This is a genomic window from Psychromonas sp. (assembly GCF_983033635.1).
On the sequence record NZ_CEZLMY010000233.1, the window covers coordinates 1 to 4,377 of the forward strand.

The following is a 4,377-nucleotide window of genomic DNA, read 5'->3' on the forward strand; positions in this document are numbered from 1 at the left end:
GTCGAAAATATTGACACGTTAACTGAAGTTACACAAGACGCGCAAAAGGCGATTAAAGAGAAAGATGAAAGTAAATTAAAAGCTATCAACTCGACTTTAGCTGCTATGAAAAATGAAATTAACGCTTTAAAAGATTAAATCTATCTTGATTCTTTAACAAAGATATTCAATAGAAAATGGATTTATAACCATGCCATTAAAGAAGATGGTGCTTTTAAAAATGAAGGTTTATTGCTTTTTATTGATGTAAATGACTGCAATTACCTTGCCGACAAATATGGGAACTTAATTGCAGATAATGTCATTCTCTATATATCAAAATTTTTAACGCACAAATTTAAAAATGAAAATATAGATTTTGATATTGCCAGATATAGTAATGATCAATTTGTACTTTTTATAAAAGAAGAAATTGTAGCAAATATTACATCTTTTCTAACAAATGTAAGGCTAGAGCTATCAAATACTACTCTAAAAAGTAAATCGGGATTAATGTTTAAAACAAACTTTAATTTTGGACTTGTACAATATACTGCAAGTGAATATTTTCAAAGTACTCTTGAAAAAGCAGCTGCACTATCAATCAAAGAAAAAGAAAGTGGAAAAAAGTAATTTAGCCATAGTCGAAATTGCAGGAGTACAGGGCGAATAAAAGGCCTTTACTCCTAGATTCGCGTCTTTTTCTTTCATCTCATCCAAAGCGGTAGCAGCACTACTTGAAAAGCTGTTTCTAAAGATGCTAATGATCTACATTACACTTCATTCTACAACCTTATTTAATAACGTCGCCATTTATGGACGGAGTATGGTGGCGCTTTTTGTGCTCTGCACAAAATGTGACAGCATACGAAGTTACGCAATATAGCCTTGTTAAACGCGGTTTATTTAGACGTTGCTGCTTTACTTAGCTTGCCAAGGACATCGGTGATTTTATTAATAACCTGTTCACAACCTTTGATGTTATGACGCTCTTTTAGGTATTCAGGGTTATTATAAGAAATCCACGCCTGACCATTTATATCTTCCCAGAACAGTGCTTTTTGAGGAAGGTCTATAGCGACTTTTTTTGAGCACTGCATTAGCGGAGTTCCAACCTTAGGATTACCAAAGATAACAACTTCGGTGGGAGCTAATTCAAGGTTAACACTGGAAGCATTTTTTCTATGATCTATTCTTGCAAAAATAGTGAGGCCTTTATTTTCTAATATTTTTTCAAAGCGATCAGCAGTTTCTTTAACCGTATGGTTACTCTCAATTGAAATCAAAGTTTCAGTTGCCAAAACAGAACTTGAGAAAACTAATGTAAAAATAGTACGCGAAATTATTTTTATCATAATGAAACCTTTCTGAATGTTGCAGAAATAAATAAAAAACGCTTAACGCTAGTATCTAGCGGCAGCCCACGCTGCCCCAACGAAGACAGTAATAATGCTGAAACATTGAGTGATTACTAGCCCATAATTAAGCTGTCCGCTGCATACTTTTATTAAGCTTTTTCTTATAATAACCTTAGCTCGGGATAATGAAAGCGCAATCCCCTTAATATCATGGAGTTAAATTTTTATAGCATAAAGTGTTGATAATTTGGTGTAGTTCAAGGCAAATCAGCGTAGCAATAGCTGGCTATTGGAGCTGATTTAACGCTGAAACAGGTGAAAGTAGCTGTACTGTATCGATTTGCTTATCCCGAGTTGAGGTTAGAATACGTTACACATCATCGAATTCTTTAGGGTAAACCACAACTCCCTCGGTTCTATCCAACTCTTTTTCTACAAGTTCAAGTGCCATAAAAGCCTCATTTGTGACTTCAAACGGACAATTAATCCCCCATCTTGAAGCTGGCTGGAACCCAAATCTAGGGTAAAAATCAACATGTCCCAGAACAATGACTGATTTATAACCTTGATTTTTTGCCATTGTTAATCCTTCTGTAACCATTTTGCTTCCAATCATCTTTCTTTGGAATTCAGGCAAAACCGACATGGGAGCAAGGGCTAATGTTTGGAACTCGGAATCATCTGATTTAATCTTGATTGGATAGAAAAGGATATGCCCTACTGTCTTAGCGTTATCTACATCGACTGCAACTAAAGATAAATTTGCATTAAAATCCGTTGTTTTCCGAAGGTTTATTATTAGGTTCCCTTCCTCGGGTTGTCCGAATGCTTGATCGTTAACCTCGGTGATTTTTTCGAAATCTTCTTTTCTTTCTGGTCTGATAACTATTTTCATTTTAAATCTCTTACCGGATATATGGTCCGGAGTAGAATGATTATTTGAAGCTTAACACCCGTATTGAGTTGGCTGATAATGTGTAGCGTAGCGAAACAGCGTCAATTGTATTTTGTCCCGCTTTAAGCGCTTATTATACCTTTTAGTCTGATAAGTAATATTCAACAGTTGATACCACTCGAACCTTTTTTATATGAGGATTATTTTTGTCTCGGGCACTTATGCTGAACTGCCCTTGCGAAGCGCTTTTTATTTTTCCCAGCTTGCTTTGAGAATCGCTAGCAAATTTTCCGGCCACTTCTCTAGCTTTTCTTGTGGCTTCTTCAATCATTTCAGGCTTGACTTCATTTAGCCTTGTGAAGATATACTCTGTCTGTGATTGATAGTTTCCACCAGTAAATACAATGCCTTGCTTTCCAAGCTCGGATAGAGAACTCATAACAGAACGTACAGTTTTAATGTTTTTTGTATAAACAGTTACAGTTTGAAAAGCCGTATAACGAAATTCAGGTTTAGCGTTGTTACCATATTGATGAGCCGATTTATCAGTTATGGCTGGGGATGCAAATGTCACCTCTTCGGTACTCACTCCATTATTACCAAGGAACGCCTTAATCCTTGAAGTGTTTTTTTCAATCGAGTTATATAGTGTCTCCAGATCATTACCGGTTGCGGTAAACTGAATAGGCCATATGACAATATCCGCATCATACTCACGTTCAGATAATCCTTTCACTGTCACACTTCGATCATACTGTTTATATTCAATTGCCGCTTTACCTAGCAGGTACCCCAGCGTTGACAATCCGATGAATATAAAAACTCCAAGTATGAACGCGCTCGTTTTGCTATTTTGTGGCACGAGAATCTCCTTTAGATATAGACATTATAATTCCCACTAAGTAGGTGGCCAAATTAACTATGCCATTTCACTATAATATAGCAAAGATAAACGCCAGGGCTTGTTCAACAATAGGATTAAGTCGTGGTTCGCGTTGCTCACACGACCTATCCTTATTAGTTATGTTTCTACTTTCTTAAGTACTCGAGCGGGATTTCCACCGATAACGACATTGTCAGAAAAGCTCTTGGTGACAACTGCTCCTGACGCAACAACAACATTGTCACCTAACGTAACTCCTGGATTAATTGTTGCGTGACCACCAATCCAACAGTTATCACCAATAACTATCGGCTTTGCAAATTCAACACTGCTGTTTCTCTCAATGGGATTAATTGGATGACAAGCAGTATAGATACCAACCTGTGGGCCGATAAAACAATTACTTCCGAATTTAACCTCAGCACAATCCAATATTACGCACCCGAAATTCACATAAAAATTATCGCCAACGGAGATGTTCTTCCCATAATCACAATTGAAACTCGGCTCTATTTTGATGCTTCCTTCAATACTCCCGAATAGTTCACAGAGAATGTCATTTCTCTCATCTTTCTGTGCTCTAGTCGTTTGATTGTATTTGAAAGTGAGGTTTCTGGCTTTTGAGCGCATCTCAGACAACATTTCATCACTAGGGTCGTAAATGTCGCCCGAAAGCATCTTATTCAGTTCACTCATTTTCGATTTCTCTTCCATTCTATCGGCTGAACCAGTGCGGAAACATAACGCAGCAAACACTGGCGCGTAGGTTGGCGCTGTTTTTGCTAGCTTTTGTTTTTAGAAAAACCGCAACAACTGCATCGAGTCCGAGTGCAGCAATTCATTATATTCATTTTACAACAGTAACTTGGTAAAGAAATTTTCCAGCCAAACTCTAGAGCCACTTTCAGTTAATGATCGAAACACCAGCGATTTCAGTCACTGTATTAGCATTAGTTCGTTCTATTATTTTTACTAGAGTCGATTGAATAGTTTCGTCTTCTCGAGCGTCATTTTTACTCACAAACTTTTGATCTTGTGGTTTAGCGTTCTCATCCAAAGTGAACGAAATAATAACTTCAGTTGCAGAATCCGACGTTTTACCAAAGTACTCTAGTGAAACCTGAGGATAGCCATTGAAGCCTTTTTTAACTTGCTTTGCGATACGTTTTTTTGCTTTATCCACATTCATAATTGGATCCTTGTGGTAACTAAACCTTGTTAGATTAAAGTGTCTACTAGATCGGATCAATTACAGAGTCCGA

General features: G+C 37.1%; 6 protein-coding genes. 1 reads left to right on the plus strand and 5 read right to left on the minus strand.

The window, feature by feature from the left end; all coding sequences use genetic code 11:
* Window positions 1–138: 138 nt before the first annotated feature.
* Complete coding sequence (locus tag AC4GME_RS17580; RefSeq protein WP_490379921.1) at window positions 139–612, plus strand: diguanylate cyclase domain-containing protein; 474 nt, start codon at window positions 139–141, stop codon at window positions 610–612.
* 269 nt (window positions 613–881) lie between these two features.
* Here the strand turns inward: AC4GME_RS17580 and AC4GME_RS17585 are convergent, their stop codons facing one another.
* The 5 genes from AC4GME_RS17585 to AC4GME_RS17605 form a co-directional block, all read right to left on the minus strand.
* Complete coding sequence (locus AC4GME_RS17585; RefSeq protein ID WP_490378741.1) at window positions 882–1,334, minus strand: DUF302 domain-containing protein; 453 nt, start codon at window positions 1,332–1,334, stop codon at window positions 882–884.
* Between the two features lie 373 nt (window positions 1,335–1,707).
* Window positions 1,708–2,232, minus strand: a complete 525-nt coding sequence (locus AC4GME_RS17590; protein ID WP_490378740.1) for a GNAT family N-acetyltransferase — start codon at window positions 2,230–2,232, stop codon at window positions 1,708–1,710.
* 142 nt (window positions 2,233–2,374) lie between these two features.
* Window positions 2,375–3,094, minus strand: coding sequence for an SIMPL domain-containing protein (locus AC4GME_RS17595; RefSeq protein ID WP_490379918.1), 720 nt, complete (start codon window positions 3,092–3,094; stop codon window positions 2,375–2,377).
* Window positions 3,095–3,253: 159 nt separating this feature from the next.
* Window positions 3,254–3,829 carry a sugar O-acetyltransferase gene (locus AC4GME_RS17600; protein WP_490379919.1) on the minus strand — a complete coding sequence of 192 codons (576 nt, stop codon included), beginning with the start codon at window positions 3,827–3,829 and terminating at the stop codon, window positions 3,254–3,256.
* Between the two features lie 190 nt (window positions 3,830–4,019).
* Window positions 4,020–4,304, minus strand: coding sequence for a hypothetical protein (locus tag AC4GME_RS17605; protein ID WP_490379920.1), 285 nt, complete (start codon window positions 4,302–4,304; stop codon window positions 4,020–4,022).
* Window positions 4,305–4,377 lie beyond the last annotated feature (73 nt).